Genomic DNA, 16,541 nt, shown 5'->3' with positions numbered 1-16,541 from the left:
ACGGTCCAGGCCGGTCCGTCAGCGCAGCTTCGGCAGGACCTCGCCGGCGAACGCATTGATGAAGGGCCGCTGCTCCTGGCCCACGAAGTGCAGGTACAGCTCATCGAAGCCCAGGTCCAGGTACTGCTGCAGCCACTCCACGTGCTGGCCTGTACTGGCCGACACGTTGACCGCGCTGCGCAGCTGATCCTCCCCGACGTGCTCGCTCACGGCGTCAAAGTGGGCGGCCGTGGCCAGATCTGCGGCCACGTGCGGTGCGAACGTGTTGGAGCGCCACTGGTCCAGACCGATTTCGACGGCCGCCTCCTCCGAGGGTGCCCAAGACAGGTGCACCTGCAGCGCGGCCTTCCCGCGGCCGCCATTGTCCCGGTAGGCGGCGAGGACCTTCCGGAGCTGCTCCGGCGCCTGGTTGACGGTGATCAGCCCGTCCGCCCAGTGCGCCGCGCGGCGGGCTGTCTCAACGCTGATGGCGGGGGCGATAAGTTCAGGCTTGGGCTCCGGCACCTCCCAAATCCGTGCGTGCTCCACGGTGACCAGTCCACGGAGGGTGACTTCCTCGCCGTCGTGCAGGCGGCGGATCACCTCCACGGACTCCTCCAGCCGCTGCTGGCGCACGTCCTTGGAGGGCCAGGCGTCGCCCGTGATGTGTTCGTTGGAGTTCTCGCCGCTGCCCGGAGCCATCCAGAACCGCCCCGGAAACATGACCGCCAGAGTGGCCGAGGCGTGCGCGATGATCGCCGGATGGTAGCGCTGGCCGGGAGCGGTGACGACGCCGAAGCGCAATTTGGTGGTGGCCAGCGCTGCCCCCAGCCAGGACCAGGCGAAGCCGGAATGCCCCTGACGGGCCGACCACGGCTCGATGTGGTCCGAACACATGGCGGCGTCGAAGCCGGCTTCCTCCGCCAGTTTCACGTCCTGCAGCAGCTTGGCGGGCGAGATCTGTTCGTGGGATGCATGGAATCCGATGACAGGCACCCCACCATCCTTACCTTGCCCGTCACGGGTTGTCGAGGCATGGGGCGGCCCCCATGATTGGTTCTGCGCACTTCTGCGAGGCGAACTCCGGGCAGGTTGCCAATGCGTACTGGTGCCCTACTCGAAGGGACGGGGATCGAGCGGGACTATCAGCACCGGCCGGTGCTGATGATGGGCCAGATGAACGGCCACGGAGCCGACGAGAACTTCCTCGAGGGCGTGGATGACGCCCGGTTCGCGTGTTCCCACCACGATCATGGATGCGCCGATCGAATCTGCAGCATCAGACAAGGCACGCGCCGGTTCACCAGCCATGGTCCGGAATGTCCAATCAACCCGGCAGTCTGTCAGAGCTTCGGACAGGTAAGCCCGCATCTCTTCGGCGGTCTGTTCCACGTAGCTGAAGTCACCGTCGGAGTCGATAGGTAACAGAATCCGGGACCCATCCGGCAAGGCCTCTTCATAGGTGGAGACGTCTACGTGTACGCATACCAAATCCACCCCAAGGCCGGCCGCCAGGACGGCTGCCCGCTGCACCACGGCCGCCAGTTGCCCCGGTATCACTCCGACTAAGACGGGGCCAGTGACAGGCTGGGGCACGTCTGAACTATCCACCACAGTCCTTCCGGTCTCCGGCTCACGCACGGTTTGGGACTTTCCGCCGACTGCCGGTGCCCCTGAGTGCACCTCGTTAGAACGCCGGAAATCGACGTGTTGGGCCGAGGCGCTCAGTTGCTGCGGGGACAGGAAGCGGAGACAGGCCAAGGCCACCCTACGGTACGTGGGCAGCAAACGGTATGCGGAAGGAGAGATGAAACTCGGGAATCTTGGATCCTCTGACATGGTTCGCCTACCTTTCTGGAAAGGTAGGAACCATCAGCCACACGGCGGTTCGAGCTGCAAGCTCCGGCGGGATCCATCACCGTGTTTAAATTCTATCGCCGTTCCACATGTGATGGTCCTGAGACGGAAGGATTATTTCCTCGTGCGGGTGAGCAGAGGCTGCCAGGGGTGGTCGCCTTTACCGCCTTGGTAGGAAAGGTCTGGCTCCGGGAGAAGCTGAAAAGTTTCGCCGGGTTGGTCTCCAGGTGTCCAGCGCTAAAATTCAGCCCAGGTGCGGCGTCGGCGGCCCGACCACCACGGCGATGACGCCCAGTCCGGTGTGCGCGGCAAGGACCGACGGCACCGGGGTGACCAGCACGTCGTCGCTGAGGTGCTGCTGCAGGGTTTCTGCCATCGCCCGGCTCTCGGATTCGTTACCGAAGTAGTGCACCGAGACCCGTGGTTCGTAGTCGAGTTCCTCGATCCGGCGCACCACCAGTTGCTGCAACCGGGCCTGCGCGCGCGCGGCGGTGCGCACCTTCTCCAGCGGGATGATCGCGCCGTCGCGAATGCCGAGCAGCGGCTTGATGGAAAGCAACGACCCCAGCACGCCGGAGGCAGCGGAAATCCGGCCGCCGCGGCGCAACTGGTCCAGGCTGGGCACATAGAAGTAGACGTCCGAGCAGACCGCGGCGGCCTTGGCGCGCTCGGCCACGGTTTGCCGGTCGAAGCCGCTCTGCGCCGCGATCACCGCGTCGATGACGGCGAACCCCTGGCCCAGGGCGGCGCTGCGTGTGTCCACCACTTCCACCGGGATGCCGACGCCGTCGGCGGCCAGTCCTGCGGCCTCGATGGTGCCGGACAGCTCGGCCGAGAGGTGGATGGAGACAATCGCTTCGAAGCCCAGCTCCTCGAGCTCGCGGTAGGTCCGCTCCAAAAGCCCCGGCGACGGGCGCGAGGTCTTGATGTCCCGCCCCTCGGCGAGGCCGACCGCCAGGGCGGAAGCGACGTCGTCGACCCCTTCCCCGTAGATCTGGCCGGAGATCATCACGGGCATCGGCACCACCCGCAGCCAGTCTGCGGTGTCCGGCTGGTTGACCCAGTCCGCGGGCAGTGACGCTGCCGAATCAGTGACGACGGCGACGCGATGCCGCGGCTGCTGGCCCGGCCGGGCAGCCTGCTGGTGCAGCAGCCGCTTGGACCGCTGCAGCAGTTGCTCGAGCCAATTCATGAGCTACCAGCCTGCCTGATCAGGCCGGAACGATGTTGACCAGCTTCGGTGCGCGCACAATCACCTTGCGCACCTCGCGGCCTTCGAGGGTGCGGATGACCTGCGGCGAGGCCAGCGCGAGCTTCTCCAGTTCGTCCTCGCTGACGTCCGCCGGCACCTCCAGCCGGTCGCGCACCTTGCCGGCAACCTGCACCACGGCCGTGACGGTCTCCTGCACCAGCAGGGACTCGTCCACCGCGGGCCAGGCGGCCTTGACCACCGACGGTTCGTGGCCCAGCTGGGCCCACAGGTCTTCCGCGGTGTAGGGCGCGAACAGGCTCAGGATGATAGCCACCGCCTCGGTGGCTTCGCGCACGGCCGGGTCTGCCGCGCCGGGTCCGGCGTCGATGGCCTTGCGAGTCGCATTAACCAGCTCCATCAGTTTGGCGATGACCACATTGAACTTGCCGGCGTCCAGCAGGTCCGCCGCGTCGGCGACCGTGCGGTGGATGACCGAGCGCAAGGCGCGGTCGCCGCCGTCGTACTCAGTGCCCGGCGCCGAGGCGACGTCCTGGCCCAGCCGCCAGGCACGGGCCAGGAACTTGGCCGAGCCGGACGGAGATACGTCGGCCCAGTCCACGTCGTCTTCGGGCGGCGAGGCAAAGATCATGGTCAGCCGGACCGCGTCCACACCGAACTTGTCCAGCTGTTCGCTCAGGTCCACGCCGTTGCCCAGCGACTTGCTCATCGCCTTGCCACCGTTGAGCACCTGGCCTTGGTTCAACAGCGCACGGAACGGCTCGTCGAAATCGATCAGGCCCATGTCCTTGAGCACCTTGGTGAAGAACCGGCTGTAGAGCAGGTGCAGGATCGCGTGCTCCACGCCGCCCACGTACTGGTCCACCGGCAGCCAGCGCGCCGCGGCTTCCTTTTCGAAAGGGCCCTCGGTGTAGTCGGGAGAAGCGAAACGCAGGTAGTACCAGGACGAGTCAACGAAGGTATCCATGGTGTCCGTGTCGCGCCGGGCCGCCTTGCCACAGTTCGGGCAGTCGGTATTGACCCAGTCCGCGGCTGCGGCCAGCGGTGACGTGCCCTTCGGTGACAGCGCCTCGCCGCGCAGGTCGTCGGGCAGGCGCACCGGCAGCTGGTCGTCGGGAACGGGCACTTCGCCGCACTCGTCGCAATGGACGATCGGGATCGGCGCGCCCCAGAACCGCTGGCGGGACAGCAGCCAGTCGCGCAGCCGGAAGTTCACGGTCTTCTCGCCGGTGCCGGCGGCTTCCACCAGCTCGATGGCGCGGGCGATGGCTTCCGTCTTGGACAGGCCGTCCAGCTCGCCGGAGTTGATCAGCTTGCCTTCGCCGCTGGTGGCAGCACCGGACACGGCCGGGTCCTCTTCACCGGTGTCGACGACGGCGCGCACCGGCAGGTCGAAGGCCTGGGCGAAGTCCAGGTCGCGCTGGTCGTGCGCGGGGACGGCCATGATGGCGCCGGTGCCGTAGTCGGCCAGCACGTAGTCGGCGGCCCAGACCGGCAGCTTTTCGCCATTAAGCGGGTTGACCGCGTAGCGGCCCAGGAAGACGCCGGTCTTCTCGCGTTCGGTGGACTGGCGTTCAATGTCGGAGAGCGCCTTGATCTTTTCGCGGTAGTCCATCAGCGCATCGTGCTGCTCCGGCGTGACCAAGTCGAGTGCCAGGTGGGCGTCGGCGGCCACCACAAAGAAAGTGGCGCCGTGCAGCGTGTCCGGCCGGGTGGTGAAGACGGTGACGTCCTTCGCCGGGCGCCCGGCCGCCTCCTCGACGGTGAAGCGGACGTGCGCGCCTTCGGACCGGCCGATCCAGTTGCGCTGCATGGCCAGCACACGCTCCGGCCAATGGCCCTTGAGCTCGTCCATGTCGTCCAGCAGGCGGTCTGCGTACTCGGTGATCTTGAAGTACCACTGGTTCAGGCTCTTCTTGGTCACCGGCGTGCCGCAGCGCTCACACGCCCCGTTGACCACCTGCTCGTTGGCCAGCACGGTCAGGTCCTTCGGGCACCAGTTGACCGGTGAATTCTTCCGGTAGGCCAGGCCGCGCTCGTAGAAGCGCAGGAACAGCCACTGGGTCCAGCGGTAGTACCCGGGATCCGAGGTGTGCAGCCGGCGGGACCAGTCCGCACTGATGGCGTAGCGCTTGAAGGAGGCCGCCTGGGTATCGATATTGGCGTAGGTCCACTCGCTGGGGTGAGCGTTGCGCTTGATCGCGGCGTTCTCGGCCGGCAGGCCGAAGGAGTCCCAGCCGATCGGATGCAGGACGTCGTAGCCCTTCAGCCGCCAGTAACGGGCCACTACGTCGCCCATGGCGAAGGCCTCGGCGTGGCCCATGTGCAGGTCGCCCGAGGGGTACGGGAACATGTCCAGCACGTAGCGGCGCTCGCGCGACCCGTCGTCGGCGGGTGCGAAGACATCAAGTTCCTCCCACACGGCCGGCCATTTGGCCTCCATGGTGGAGAAACTGTACTCGTGCTGTTCCGTACCCGGCTGCGTACTCACTGTGCTTGCCTCGTCCTCTTGTCTGTACTGCGCACTGGCCTGACTCCCCTAGACACACAAAAGCCCCTCATCATCGGAGGGGCGGGCCGCTGAAGCAGGGCTTGGGACCCCGCGGCAGCGGCTAGCTAAGGAGCAGTGCGAACATGGCACCACTTTACCGTACGTTCAGCGCACATCGTCGTCGATCCAGTCGAAGGTCCGGGTGACCGCCTTCTTCCACAAACGCAGCCTGCGCTCCCGCTCTTCCGCGGGCATCTGCGGCTCCCACACCCTGTCCTGCGCCCAGTTCCCGGCCAATTGTTCCGTTCCTTCCCAGAATCCGACGGCGAGGCCCGCGGCATACGCCGCGCCCAGGGCCGTGGTCTCGGTGACGCGCGGCCGCATCACCGGCACGCCGAGGATGTCCGCCTGGAACTGCATCAGCGCGTCATTGGCGACCATCCCGCCGTCGACCTTGAGGCTTGTCAGCGGCACAGCGGCATCGGCGTTGATGGCATCCAGCACCTCCCGGGTCTGGAACGCCGTGGCTTCCAGCGCCGCGCGGGCTATGTGCGCCTTGGTGACAAACCGGGTCAGGCCCACCAGTGCGCCGCGGGCATCCTGCCGCCAGTAAGGCGCGAAAAGTCCGGAGAACGCGGGCACAAAGTAGCAGCCGCCGGTGTCCTTCACGGTGCCCGCCAGCTGCTCGGCCTCCTGCGCGGACGAGACCAGGCCGAGGTTGTCGCGCAGCCACTGGATCAGGGAGCCGGCGACGGCGATGGACCCCTCCAGCACATATTGCGGCGCTGATGTTCCCAGCTGGTACCCGACGCTGGTCAGCAGTCCGTGCGAGGACCGGACAATCTCCCCGCCCGTGTTGACCAGCACGAAGCACCCGGTGCCGTACGTGTTCTTCGCCTCGCCGGGCTTGAACGCGGCCTGCCCGAACGTGGCGGCCTGCTGATCGCCGAGGATGCCCGCCACCGGCACGTGGCGCAGCAACTGTGACCCGTGGACCTCCGCATAGACCTCCGAGGAGGAGCGGATCTGCGGCAGCATTGCGGGCGGGATGCCGAAGACGTCCAGGATCTCCTCGTCCCACTGCAGGGTGCGGAGGTCCATGAACAAGGTGCGGGACGCGTTGGTGACGTCGGTCGCGTGCGTGCCGCCGTCCGGCCCGCCGGTCAGGTTCCAGAGCACCCAGCTGTCCGTGGTGCCGAACAGCAGCTCGCCCGCCTCGGCCCGTTCGCGGGCGCCGTCGACATTGCGCAGGATCCACGCCAGCTTGGTGCCGGCGAAGTAGGGCGAGAGCGGCAGGCCGGTCTGCTCGCGGAAGCGGTCGGCCCCGCCGTCGGCCGCCAGTTCATCGCAGATCTGCTGCGTCCGCACGTCCTGCCAGACAATCGCGTTGTACACCGGCTTGCCCGTGCTCTTCTCCCACACCACCGTGGTTTCGCGCTGGTTGGTGATGCCGACGGCGGCGACGTCGTGCCGGGTCAGACTGGCCCGGGAAAGCGCCGTGCCCACTACTTCGCGGGTGTTGTCCCAGATCTCCAGAGGGTCGTGTTCTACCCAGCCCGGCTGCGGGAGAATCTGCCGGTGCTCCCGCTGGCCGGTGGAGACCGGCGTACCGCTGTGGTCGAAAATGATCGCGCGCGTAGAGGTGGTGCCCTGGTCGATCGCCAGCACGAACTCGGCCATGTGAGCCCCTCCACGGTTTGTCCGGGCAACTGTGCCCGGCTGCTGTTGAACCTAACCGGCGGCACGCGGCAGCGTCAATTGCGCATGGCCGCGTCAGTTGCGCATCGCCGCGCCCGCGGGGCGGCCCCACGCGCCGACATGGCCGGGCTGCGCATGGCCGCACCGTCGTATCGGTAAAGTCGAAGGCATGGAATCTGCAGGAAGCCGGACGTGACCACGGTGGCTGGACGCGCACTCCGGCGCGACATGCTGCTCGATGGCGCCCGCGTGCGTTATTGGGAGTATCCCGGGTACGACGACGGCGCTCCCACCCTGGTGATGATCCACGGCTTCCGCGGTGATCACCATGGGCTGGAACTGGTGGTTGACCAACTGCCCGGATACCGCGTGATCGCCCCGGATCTGCCCGGCTTCGGCGAGTCCGAACCGCTGGCTTCCGGCAGCCACGACATGGCGGGCTACACCCGGTTCCTGCACAGCTTGGCCGGTGCACTGGAACTGGGCCCGCAGACCTACATCCTGGGGCACTCCTTCGGGTCCATCGTGGTCAGCCACTATCTGGCGGCGCACCCGGGCAGCTTCCGTGCCGCCATCCTGGTCAACCCGATCAGCGAACCCGCGCTGCAGGGACCCAAGGCGATCGCCTCCCGGCTCGCCGGCTTCTACTACTTGGCCGGCGCCAAGCTGCCCGAGCGGCTGGGCCTAGGGCTGCTGCGCAACCGGGTGATTGTCCGGGCGATGAGCATCATGATGGCCAAGACCCGGGATCCGCAGCTGCGCACCTACATCCATGCCCAGCACGATGCCTACTTCAGCGCTTTCGCGAACCGGGGCGTGGTGTTGGAAGCGTTCCGCGCGTCCATCTCCACCGACGTCGCTCAGGTGGCCGGCCGGCTGGACCTGCCGGTGCTCCTGATCGCCGGGGAACGCGACGACATCGGTTCCGTGCCCAGCCAGCACAGACTCGCCGCGGCAATCCCGGGTGCGAGGCTGGAAGTGATCCCCGCCGTCGGGCATTTGATCCACTACGAAACCCCGGCCCCGGCCGCCGCGCACATCCGGGACTTCATCGACGGAATGAGTGCATGAAACTCCTGATTGACGCCCGGTTCACCCGCACCGACCAGCTGGACGGCATCAGCCGCTACGGCGCGAGCCTGATCGAAGCCACCGCCCGGCTGGCCGATGTGGGCATGCTGATTAACGACGAACGTCAGTTGCAGTTTTTGCCGGACGTGCCGTGGACCAAGATCAACAGTCCGCTCTCCCCCGCCGAGCTCTTCGTGGCACGGAGCGTGAACAAGCTGGGCGCCGACGTCGTGGTCTGTCCCATGCAGACGATGGGCAGCTTTGGCCGCGACTACGGGCTCATCCTGACCCTGCACGACCTGATCTACTACTCGCACCCCAAGCCTCCCGGCTTCCTGCCCAAACCGGTGCAGTTGCTCTGGCGGCTCTACCACAAGGCCTACTGGCCGCAGCGTCTGCTGCTGAACCGTGCGGACACCGTGGCCACGATCAGCCACACCACGCAGTCACTGATGGAGCGGCACCGGCTCACCCGCAAGCCCATCCGGATTGTCTCTAACGCCGCCCAGCCCCACGGCGCGCCGCGGGATCCCGCCAGTGGTCGCGACAAGACCCTGCTCTACATGGGCTCGTTCATGCCGTATAAGAACGTGGAAACCATCATCGACGGCATGGCTTTGCTGCCGGACTACCAGCTCCACCTGCTCAGCCCCATCCGCCCGGAGCGGCAGGCCGAACTGGAGTCCCGCGCAGCCGATGCGCGCCACCTGGTCTTCCACAACGGAATTTCCGACGCCGGCTATCAGCAACTGCTGCAGCGCACCACCGCACTGGTCACCCTCTCCCGCGACGAAGGTTTCGGCCTGCCACTGATCGAGGCGATGGCTGCCGGGACGCCGGTGATCGCCAGCGACATCCCCATCTTCCGCGAGGTTGGCGGCGGCGCGGTCACGCTGGTTGATCCCGACCAACCGGCCGACTTTGCTGCCGCCGTGGCAGCATTGGACCAGCCCGGCGCCTTCCGCGCCGCCTCCGAAGCCAGCATCGCGCGGGCCGCCGCCTACGACTGGGACGAATCCGCCCGGCAGCTGGTGGCCGCCGCCGAGGAAGTCATGGAGCGCCGACGCCGGGAGCGTTAGAAATGGAGCGCCGACGGCGGGAGCGTTAGCCGTAGCGTGACCCGGTGTCCTGCGCCGCGGTTCTGTCGCTCGCGGGATCTCCGACCAGGGAAAGAACCCAGCGCTTCCACCCTTAGAAGGGTGGCGGTGTGAGGTCGGTGGCGATTCCGTTGTGGGTGGCATGCGGTGTGGGCGGGTGCGCGGCTTGGCGCTTGCGCCACGCAACTTTGAGCTTGGTGTTGAGTTCGCTGATTTCCTGCCGTTCGAGGATATCGGCGAGCTCCCCCGGCGGTGTGACCGCCAATGGTTCCGCGGTGGTGGAGTAGGTGATCCCCGCGGCGGTGGTCCAGTCTATGGTGCCCGGGACCGGCTGGCCCACCTTCGCGTAGCCGGCTGTCTTCAACGCATGGTGAACCTTGCAGAAGCAACACATGCAGTCGACATCAGTCTTCCCACCCTTCGAATAGGCGTGGACATGATCGATTTCGCAGTGTTCGGCCGCCCGGTTGCAGCCTCCTCGGCACGTCCGATCCCTGGTGCGCAGGAACCGGCGCTGCGCCTTGGTGGGTCGGTACTGTTTGCGGTCGAGCGCGAGCACTGCACCGTTGATCGGATCGGTCAGGATTCGCGTGAAGGACGTCCCGTCGCCGACCAGCCGGCGGGCCACGTCGGGGGCGATGGGACCGTACCCGTCGAGTTCGGCTGGCTCCTGACCCAGTCCCAGAAGGGTCAGCGCCGGGACGGTGAGGCTGGCCTGCGCTGCGATCCTCGGCCCTGACTTACCCATCCGCGGCCCCGGTGAAATGCCGGTCAGCAGCAGGTCCGACAGAACGTCCGCGCGCAACTGGGTCAGCGTGCGTGACTCCTCGGCGCCCTGTAACGCTATGGCGGCGGACTGGATCCGGTTGAACGCCGCGACCGCTTCCTCGGCCGGCAGGTACGCGTTCAGCCACGCCATCCCGTCCTGGTCCGGATGCAGTTCAACCCGCCGGTCCCGGCGCGCCTTGGCATGGCGGACGGCGATCGATTCGGGGTGTTCGCGTTCGCGCCGGGTCCGTGCCCGGGCGGCGAACTTGGGCCGGTTCATCGAGTCCTCAGTCGCGGCAGGCAACATCACAGCCTCGAACCCGGCGCGGGCGTCTTCGGGCAGCGAATCGGCCTGGTTCACAAGAGCCTCGGCGATCACGGCACTGGTATCACCGGCTTCCAGCGCTGCCAGCGTGTTCCGGAAGGTTCCGTTGAGCTTGAGCGCCAGAGCGATCTTTTCCTGCGCCGTCCTCCGTGCCAACCCGAGCGCGCGGGCGGCTTCGTCCACCACCGAGGATTCCGCGTCATGGCCGTTTGGGCGGCGCCCCTCCGGTTCGTACGGCGTGGCCCAAGCCTCTTCCTGTCCGTCCAACGCCTGCTGGTACAGGGCATTGAGCAGGCTGAACTTGTGCGCTTCCAGCCACGCCAGCACCCGCCCGGTCTGGACCAGCGCGCACGCGGCCTCTTCATAAATCATCAAGGCAGGCTCCTGCCGGCCCACTACTTCCAACAGTTCCCGTCCGGACAACCGCAACCCGGCACCCGTCCCGGCCGTGCCGGCGTCGGCCGCGGCACCGGAGGGAAGGCCGGCGCCGCCGGCCGAAACAGGCAAGCCAGCCGAATCGCGGAAGCCAGCACGTTCAGGAAGGTCCGAATCGGCGGGCCTGTCACAGGATTCGTCGTCGAAAAACTCCCTCGGCAGCAACCCGTTCAGCGGATCCACGCATGGCCCATCCAACGAGGCACCCAATGACGCCTCCAGTTCCGCCCAGTACGTCTCCGCTTCGGGGGATTCATCCCACCTACCCGACACCCAGCCTGGATCCGGATCAACAGGGATCCCGTCCCCATCGAACTCCTGCACGGTGGTAAAACGGCGCGCCTGCCCCACCAATTGCGCCCCGCCTGCGGCCCCGCCGAGAGGTTCAGCCTGCGACTGATCAGCCAGCGGCTGGCCGGAGGCGTCCAGCGATTGCGGCCCGAACGGCATGCCACCCTGGCCGGAGGGGTCCGGCTCGTCGGGTTCCACTGGTGCAGATGCCATTCTCCTATTTTACTAGCATGTGAGTTCGAACACAATAGGTATAAGGTAGATCATAAATACGACTACGGACGGAGGTGAAGCTTCGCAGCCAGTACGTAGCCAGATGAAGACGGGATCGACTAGCCCTCGAGCTTCACAGCCCTTAGAGCTAGCCCTCGAACTTCACAGCCCTTAGAGCAGGTCAATACCGTCGCAACGGACCTGCACCGGGTCCGGGACGCGCTTGGCGGCCAGTGCCGCCTTACGGTGGCGCAGCGCAGCAGTAACTTTAGGCCCGTCCTGGTAGCTGAAGAACAGGAGGAGCCGATGCTCACTGCTCTCCCCCGGCCGCTCCTGAACCTCACGCGACGGAAGCTCCACCGGGCCGACGCTGCGCAGGCTGCCGCCGAGTTCGAAGTCGGCCATGAAGGCTTCAATCCCCGATGCCTTCCCGGTCAGGGCCGCAATCCGCACCGCGGGCGGCAACTGGAGCTCGCGCCGCAGCTGCATTTCTCTGGCTGCCGCGCCCGCGGGGTCCCAGCGGACCAGCGGGGCAACCACTGCCTCTTGGTCGGCGGTGACCACCACCAGTCCGCCTTCGGAAGAAGGTTTCACCAGGGAGGCAGCACGAAACCATTTGCGCAGCACATCTTCCGGCGTCCGTAGGGACTCTCTGCTGAGCATGGCGTTTCCGTCCAGCAGCAGGGCCGCTGCATAGCCTTCGGGCGCCACCGGCTCGGCGCCCGGAGTTGCAACCACCAGGGCGTTCTTAGACTCAACCACGGACTTGATGTGGTCCCCCGAGGAGGAGACAACCGTGGCACCGGGGAAAGCGCGCCCCAGTTCCTCGGCCGTCCGCAGGGCACCCGCCACCGAGGCGCGAAGCCGGTGGGACCCGCATTCGGGGCAGGCGTAGTTCGTGGCGAGCCGACCGCACCAACGGCAGGCAGGGGTCGCGGTGCGGCCCGATTGCGCCAATGGACCGTTGCAGTCGGTGCATCTGGCCGGTGTGCGGCAGTCTTGGCAGGACAGCGCCGGCGAGAATCCCGTCCGCGCCACCTGCACCAGCACGGGCCCGCGTTCCAGTCCTTCTTGAGCCGCCCGCCACGCGGCGTGCGGCAACCGTGCATGCCGCAGCATTGGGTCGCGTTCCTGTTGGAACGAGTCAGCGGTATTGAGGATGCGTGGCGTCGCTTTCCGCAGGAATGGCCGCGAGGGCGTGAGCGCCGATGCCCAGCCGCTCCCGACCAGCCGCTCAACCTCGCCGCTGCGCGAGACACCGGCGAACAGCGCCGCGCAGCCGCTCTGCGCCGACCGCAACAGCAGCACTTCGCGGGCATGCTGGTAAGGCGAACGCTGCTCGAGGAGGAGGTCATCGCCGTCGTCCCACAGGGCGACCAGGCCGAGATCCTGCACCGGTGCATAGGCCGCCGACCGCGTCCCGACTGCCACGGTAACTTCGCCGTGCAGCAGCCGCAGGTAGTTCCGGTAGCGCGGCGTGGGACCGTCCTCGGCGGTCAACCGCACGTACTGGTCCGCGCCCAGCACCTGCTGCAGTTCCGCTTCCAGACTGGCCAGATCCTTCGCATCGGGAACAACGACGACGGCGCCGCGCCCGCTCTGCCGAACGCTGGCGACGGCGTGGGCTACTTGGGCGGCCCAGGAAGCCCGGCCGTACGACTTGTGGCTGGCCAGGACCGCCCGCGGCGCGGCACCCGCGGCCAGTTGGGCCAGGAAATCCCCGGCGCCCTCGTAACCGGCATAGGCTTCAGCGGCACCCGCTGACGGCTCGGGATATCCGGCGCCGTCGGCTGACGTCGCATCCGGTGCAACGGGCTGCTCTGGCCGGGCGGCGAACTCCTTGTCCACTTTCGCGACGCGGGCAGGGATGGCTGCGCGCAGCACGTCGGAGACGTTTCCGGCGTAGCGCTCCGCCACCGCGGTGGCCAGCCGGAGCAACTCGTCGGTCAGCACCGGTTGGGCGGACACCACTTTGGCCAAGGGGGCCAGCTTGACGCCTTCCGGCGCGTTGGAGGTCCGGCGGGTGATGAAGCCGCTCATCTCCTGGCCGCCGAATCGGGCCTTGACCCGGGCACCGGGAACGGCCTCAGCGTCAAGGGCCTCGGGCACCACATAGTCGAAAATGCGGTCGAGATGCGGCAGCGACGTTTCGATCAGCACCTGGGCCACCGGGTTGGTGGCGGCCGCCGGCGAGGTGCCGGGAGCATTCTTCGGAGTGCCGAAGCCCTGCAGCAGGCTCAGCTGGTGCGGATCAGAGCCCATCGGGCTCAGGCGTTGAAGTAGCTGCGTAGTGCGTCGGCGCGGTCGGTCCGCTCCCAGGTGAAGTCCGGAATTTCGCGGCCGAAGTGGCCGTGCGCTGCGGTCTGCTTATAGATGGGCCGCTTGAGCTGCAGGTCGCTGATGATACCCAGCGGGCGCAGGTCGAACACCTCGTTGATGGCCTGCCCGATACGCGCCGGGTCCACCGTCTCGGTGCCGAATGTCTCCACGTAGATACCCACCGGCCGGGCCATGCCAATGGCATAGGCGATCTGGATCTCGGCCCGACGCGCCAAGCCGGCGGCCACCACGTTCTTCGCCACCCAGCGCATGGCGTAGGCCGCCGAGCGGTCCACCTTGGACGGGTCCTTACCCGAGAAGGCGCCGCCGCCGTGGCGGGCCATGCCGCCATAGGTGTCCACAATGATCTTGCGTCCGGTCAGTCCGGCGTCGCCCACCGGTCCGCCGATCACAAAGTCGCCGCCCGGGTTGAGAATGTGGCGAACGTCCGTGGCGTCCAACGAACTGGCCGCGAGCACGGGCTCGATCACGTGCGAGGCCAGATCGGCACGCAGATGGCCAAGGTCCACGCCGGCTTCGTGCTGGCTGGAGATGACCACGGAGTTGACGGAGATGGGCTTGTCGCCGTCGTAGCCGACTGTCACCTGCGTCTTGCCGTCCGGGCGCAGGTACGGCAGGGTCCCGTCCTTGCGGACCTCGGTCAGCCGCTCGGACAGCCGGTGCGCCAGCCAGATCGGGGCGGGCATCAGCACATCCGTCTCGTCGCTGGCATAGCCGAACATGATGCCCTGGTCGCCGGCGCCCTGGGCGTCACGCTCGTCCAGTCCGGTGCCCTCGCGGACTTCGAAGGAATTGAAGACACCCGAGGCGATCTCCGGCGACTGTTGGCCGATGGAGACGGATACGCCACAGCGCGCGCCGTCGAACCCCTTGTCCGATGAGTTGTAACCGATCTCAAGGATGGTCTCCCGGACAATCTGCGGAATCTCCACGTAGCCCTGCGTGGTGACCTCACCGGCCACATGCACCAGGCCGGTCGTGGTCAGCGTCTCCACGGCCACCCGGGAGTCGGGATCCACGCGCAGCAGGGCGTCGAGAATAGCGTCGGAAATCTGGTCGCAGATCTTATCCGGATGGCCTTCAGTCACGGACTCGGACGTGAAGAGCCGCAGATTGCTGTCAGAAGAAGTCACAGACATACCTTACTTGCTGGCGGGGACCGCCACGGAACCGTCGACACGACGCCGCGGCGCCGGTCATGAAGCGAAACAGGGGGACATATGGGTCACGGAGGCCGGAGCTTCCGTGGGAAAGCATCGCCGCAAAAGGCAGCTTTGCGAGGTCAACTACCGCTGCGGCTGCCGGCGCTGCCCGGGATTGGCGCGGCCGGGCTTGGTACGGACGGCGCCGGCGCCAAAGACCGATCAGCCGGAGAGTTCGGCGACGATGCGTTCAATCACCGTGGCGGCCGCGCTGTCCTTGCTGCCGCGGTGCGACTGCGGTTCGGCTCCGCTGCGGGCCAGTACGGTAATCTCCGTTTCGTCTTGGCCGAATACCAGGTGGCGGCCCACGCGGTTGAGCACCAGAAGGTCGCAGCCCTTGCGTTCGAGCTTGCTGAGCGCGTAGTCCAGCACGTTCCCGCGGTCGTCGCCGGTCTCCGCCGCGAAACCGACTATCAGCGGCGTGCCGTCGGTGCCGCGCTGCTGCACGACCTCCACCAGAATGTCCGGATTCCGCACCAGCGTGATGACCGGGTCGGCGGCGTCGTCGCGCTTCTTGATCTTGCTGTCGGTCACCTCGGCAGGGCGGAAATCTGCCACTGCCGCGGCCATGATCACGACGTCGGAGCGCGCCGCTGCTTCGAGCGTCGCCTCGCGCAGGTCAAGGGCGGTTTCCACCGAGCTGGACTTGATCCCGTCGGGAATGGCAACTTCGATGTGCGCGGCGATCAGTTCGACTTCGGCACCGGCGGCCGCGGCGGCACGGGCCAGGGCGATGCCCTGTTTGCCGGACGACCGGTTGCCGAGGAAACGCACCGGGTCCAGCGGCTCGCGGGTGCCGCCGGCGGTGATCAGCACGCGCTTGCCGGCCAGCGGGCCCGGTTCCGATGCAATCTGCCCAGTCACGGCGGTTTCAGCCACAGAAAACCCAGGCACGGAGGTTCCCGGTGCAGACGTTTGCGGGACAGAGGCTTCCGGAGACGTTTCCGGCACAGCGGCTTCCAGCGACGTTTCCGGCACAGGGGTTCGCTGCGCCGCCGACCCAGGCTCCGCCGTCGGGCGCTGTTGCAGGGTTCCGTCGGCGAGGCTGCCGGTGATGAAATCGTAGATGTCCGCCGGTTCGGGCAGCCGGCCGGGGCCGGTGTCCTTGCCGGTCAGCCGGCCGACGGCCGGGTCCATAACGGTGCTGCCGCGGCTGCGCAGCGTGGCCACGTTCGCCACGGTGGCCGGGTGCATCCACATTTCGGTGTGCATGGCCGGCACGAAGACCACCGGTGCGGTTGCCACCAGCAGCGTGTTGGTCAGCAGGTCGCCGGCAAGACCGGCCGCGGCGCGCGCCAGCAGGTCCGCGGTGGCGGGGCAGACCACCACCAGGTCGGCCTCCTGGCCGAGCCGGACGTGATTCACCGATTCCACATCGTCGAAGACGCTGTTGCTGACCGGGTTGCCGGAGAGGGCCTCCCAGGTGGCGCGGCCAACAAACTTCTCGGCGGCGTCGGTGGGGATGACGGTGACGTGGTGACCGGCTTCCTTAAACAGCCGAAGCAGGGATGCCGATTTGTAGGCAGCGATGCCGCCGCCTACGCCCAGAATGATCCGCATGCCT

At 67.2% G+C, this 16,541-nt stretch carries 11 protein-coding genes and 1 riboswitch; of the genes, 2 read left to right on the top strand and 9 right to left on the bottom strand.

The genetic code is table 11. The features are described from left to right. Nucleotides 1-18 precede the first annotated feature (18 nt). From MNQ99_RS10100 to glpK, 5 genes are all read right to left on the bottom strand, one after another. The gene (locus tag MNQ99_RS10100; protein WP_241912868.1) at nt 19-975 is read right to left on the bottom strand and encodes a TIGR03885 family FMN-dependent LLM class oxidoreductase; all 957 of its coding nucleotides are present in this window, start codon (nt 973-975) and stop codon (nt 19-21) included. A 117-nt stretch (nt 976-1,092) separates the two neighbouring features. Then, a complete protein-coding gene (locus MNQ99_RS10095; protein WP_241912867.1) occupies nt 1,093-1,575 on the bottom strand; it encodes a universal stress protein in 483 nt (160 codons plus the stop codon). Nucleotides 1,576-1,835: 260 nt separating this feature from the next. Next, nucleotides 1,836-1,908, bottom strand: a riboswitch (Fluoride riboswitch). 172 nt (nt 1,909-2,080) lie between these two features. After that, a complete protein-coding gene (locus MNQ99_RS10090) occupies nt 2,081-3,028 on the bottom strand; it encodes a DegV family protein (protein WP_127512645.1) in 948 nt (315 codons plus the stop codon). A gap of 19 nt (nt 3,029-3,047) precedes the next feature. Beyond that, nucleotides 3,048-5,537 (bottom strand): leucine--tRNA ligase, encoded by a 2,490-nt coding sequence (gene leuS, locus MNQ99_RS10085; RefSeq protein ID WP_277883535.1) that lies wholly within the window; start codon nt 5,535-5,537, stop codon nt 3,048-3,050. Nucleotides 5,538-5,702: 165 nt separating this feature from the next. Further along, a complete protein-coding gene (gene glpK, locus MNQ99_RS10080; protein ID WP_241912866.1) occupies nt 5,703-7,217 on the bottom strand; it encodes a glycerol kinase GlpK in 1,515 nt (504 codons plus the stop codon). Nucleotides 7,218-7,427: 210 nt separating this feature from the next. On the opposite strand from glpK, the gene MNQ99_RS10075 reads away from it, so the two are divergent. After that, a complete protein-coding gene (locus MNQ99_RS10075) occupies nt 7,428-8,306 on the top strand; it encodes an alpha/beta fold hydrolase (RefSeq protein WP_241912865.1) in 879 nt (292 codons plus the stop codon). Next, nucleotides 8,303-9,385 carry a glycosyltransferase family 4 protein gene (locus MNQ99_RS10070; protein ID WP_241912864.1) on the top strand — a complete coding sequence of 361 codons (1,083 nt, stop codon included), beginning with the start codon at nt 8,303-8,305 and terminating at the stop codon, nt 9,383-9,385. The genes MNQ99_RS10075 and MNQ99_RS10070 overlap by 4 nt, the downstream gene beginning before the upstream one ends. A 112-nt stretch (nt 9,386-9,497) precedes the next feature. Here the strand turns inward: MNQ99_RS10070 and MNQ99_RS10065 are convergent, their stop codons facing one another. From MNQ99_RS10065 to MNQ99_RS10050, 4 genes are all read right to left on the bottom strand, one after another. Beyond that, nucleotides 9,498-11,435: an HNH endonuclease signature motif containing protein gene (locus tag MNQ99_RS10065; RefSeq protein ID WP_241912863.1), complete on the bottom strand. Its 1,938-nt coding sequence runs from the start codon at nt 11,433-11,435 to the stop codon at nt 9,498-9,500. A 171-nt stretch (nt 11,436-11,606) separates the two neighbouring features. Then, nucleotides 11,607-13,697 carry a primosomal protein N' gene (locus MNQ99_RS10060; RefSeq protein WP_241912862.1) on the bottom strand — a complete coding sequence of 697 codons (2,091 nt, stop codon included), beginning with the start codon at nt 13,695-13,697 and terminating at the stop codon, nt 11,607-11,609. 5 nt (nt 13,698-13,702) lie between these two features. Further along, complete coding sequence (gene metK, locus MNQ99_RS10055) at nt 13,703-14,908, bottom strand: methionine adenosyltransferase (RefSeq protein ID WP_422387444.1); 1,206 nt, start codon at nt 14,906-14,908, stop codon at nt 13,703-13,705. Nucleotides 14,909-15,139: 231 nt separating this feature from the next. Continuing rightward, nucleotides 15,140-16,537, bottom strand: a complete 1,398-nt coding sequence (locus MNQ99_RS10050) for a bifunctional phosphopantothenoylcysteine decarboxylase/phosphopantothenate synthase (RefSeq protein WP_241912860.1) — start codon at nt 16,535-16,537, stop codon at nt 15,140-15,142. Nucleotides 16,538-16,541 lie beyond the last annotated feature (4 nt).

This window comes from Arthrobacter sulfonylureivorans, assembly GCF_022637435.1.
Taxonomy (GTDB): domain Bacteria; phylum Actinomycetota; class Actinomycetes; order Actinomycetales; family Micrococcaceae; genus Crystallibacter; species Crystallibacter sulfonylureivorans.
This window is presented reverse-complemented; position numbering and strand designations above follow the sequence as displayed.

What these genes read in the sequence shown, in the direction of transcription:
- MNQ99_RS10090 (WP_127512645.1), bottom strand. Translation starts at nt 3,028, where the DNA reads ATGAATTGGCTCGAGCAACTGCTGCAGCGGTCCAAGCGGCTGCTGCAC.
- glpK (WP_241912866.1), bottom strand. Translation starts at nt 7,217, where the DNA reads ATGGCCGAGTTCGTGCTGGCGATCGACCAGGGCACCACCTCTACGCGC.
- MNQ99_RS10070 (WP_241912864.1), top strand. Translation starts at nt 8,303, where the DNA reads ATGAAACTCCTGATTGACGCCCGGTTCACCCGCACCGACCAGCTGGAC.
- MNQ99_RS10065 (WP_241912863.1), bottom strand. Translation starts at nt 11,435, where the DNA reads ATGGCATCTGCACCAGTGGAACCCGACGAGCCGGACCCCTCCGGCCAG.
- MNQ99_RS10060 (WP_241912862.1), bottom strand. Translation starts at nt 13,697, where the DNA reads ATGGGCTCTGATCCGCACCAGCTGAGCCTGCTGCAGGGCTTCGGCACT.
- MNQ99_RS10050 (WP_241912860.1), bottom strand. Translation starts at nt 16,537, where the DNA reads ATGCGGATCATTCTGGGCGTAGGCGGCGGCATCGCTGCCTACAAATCG.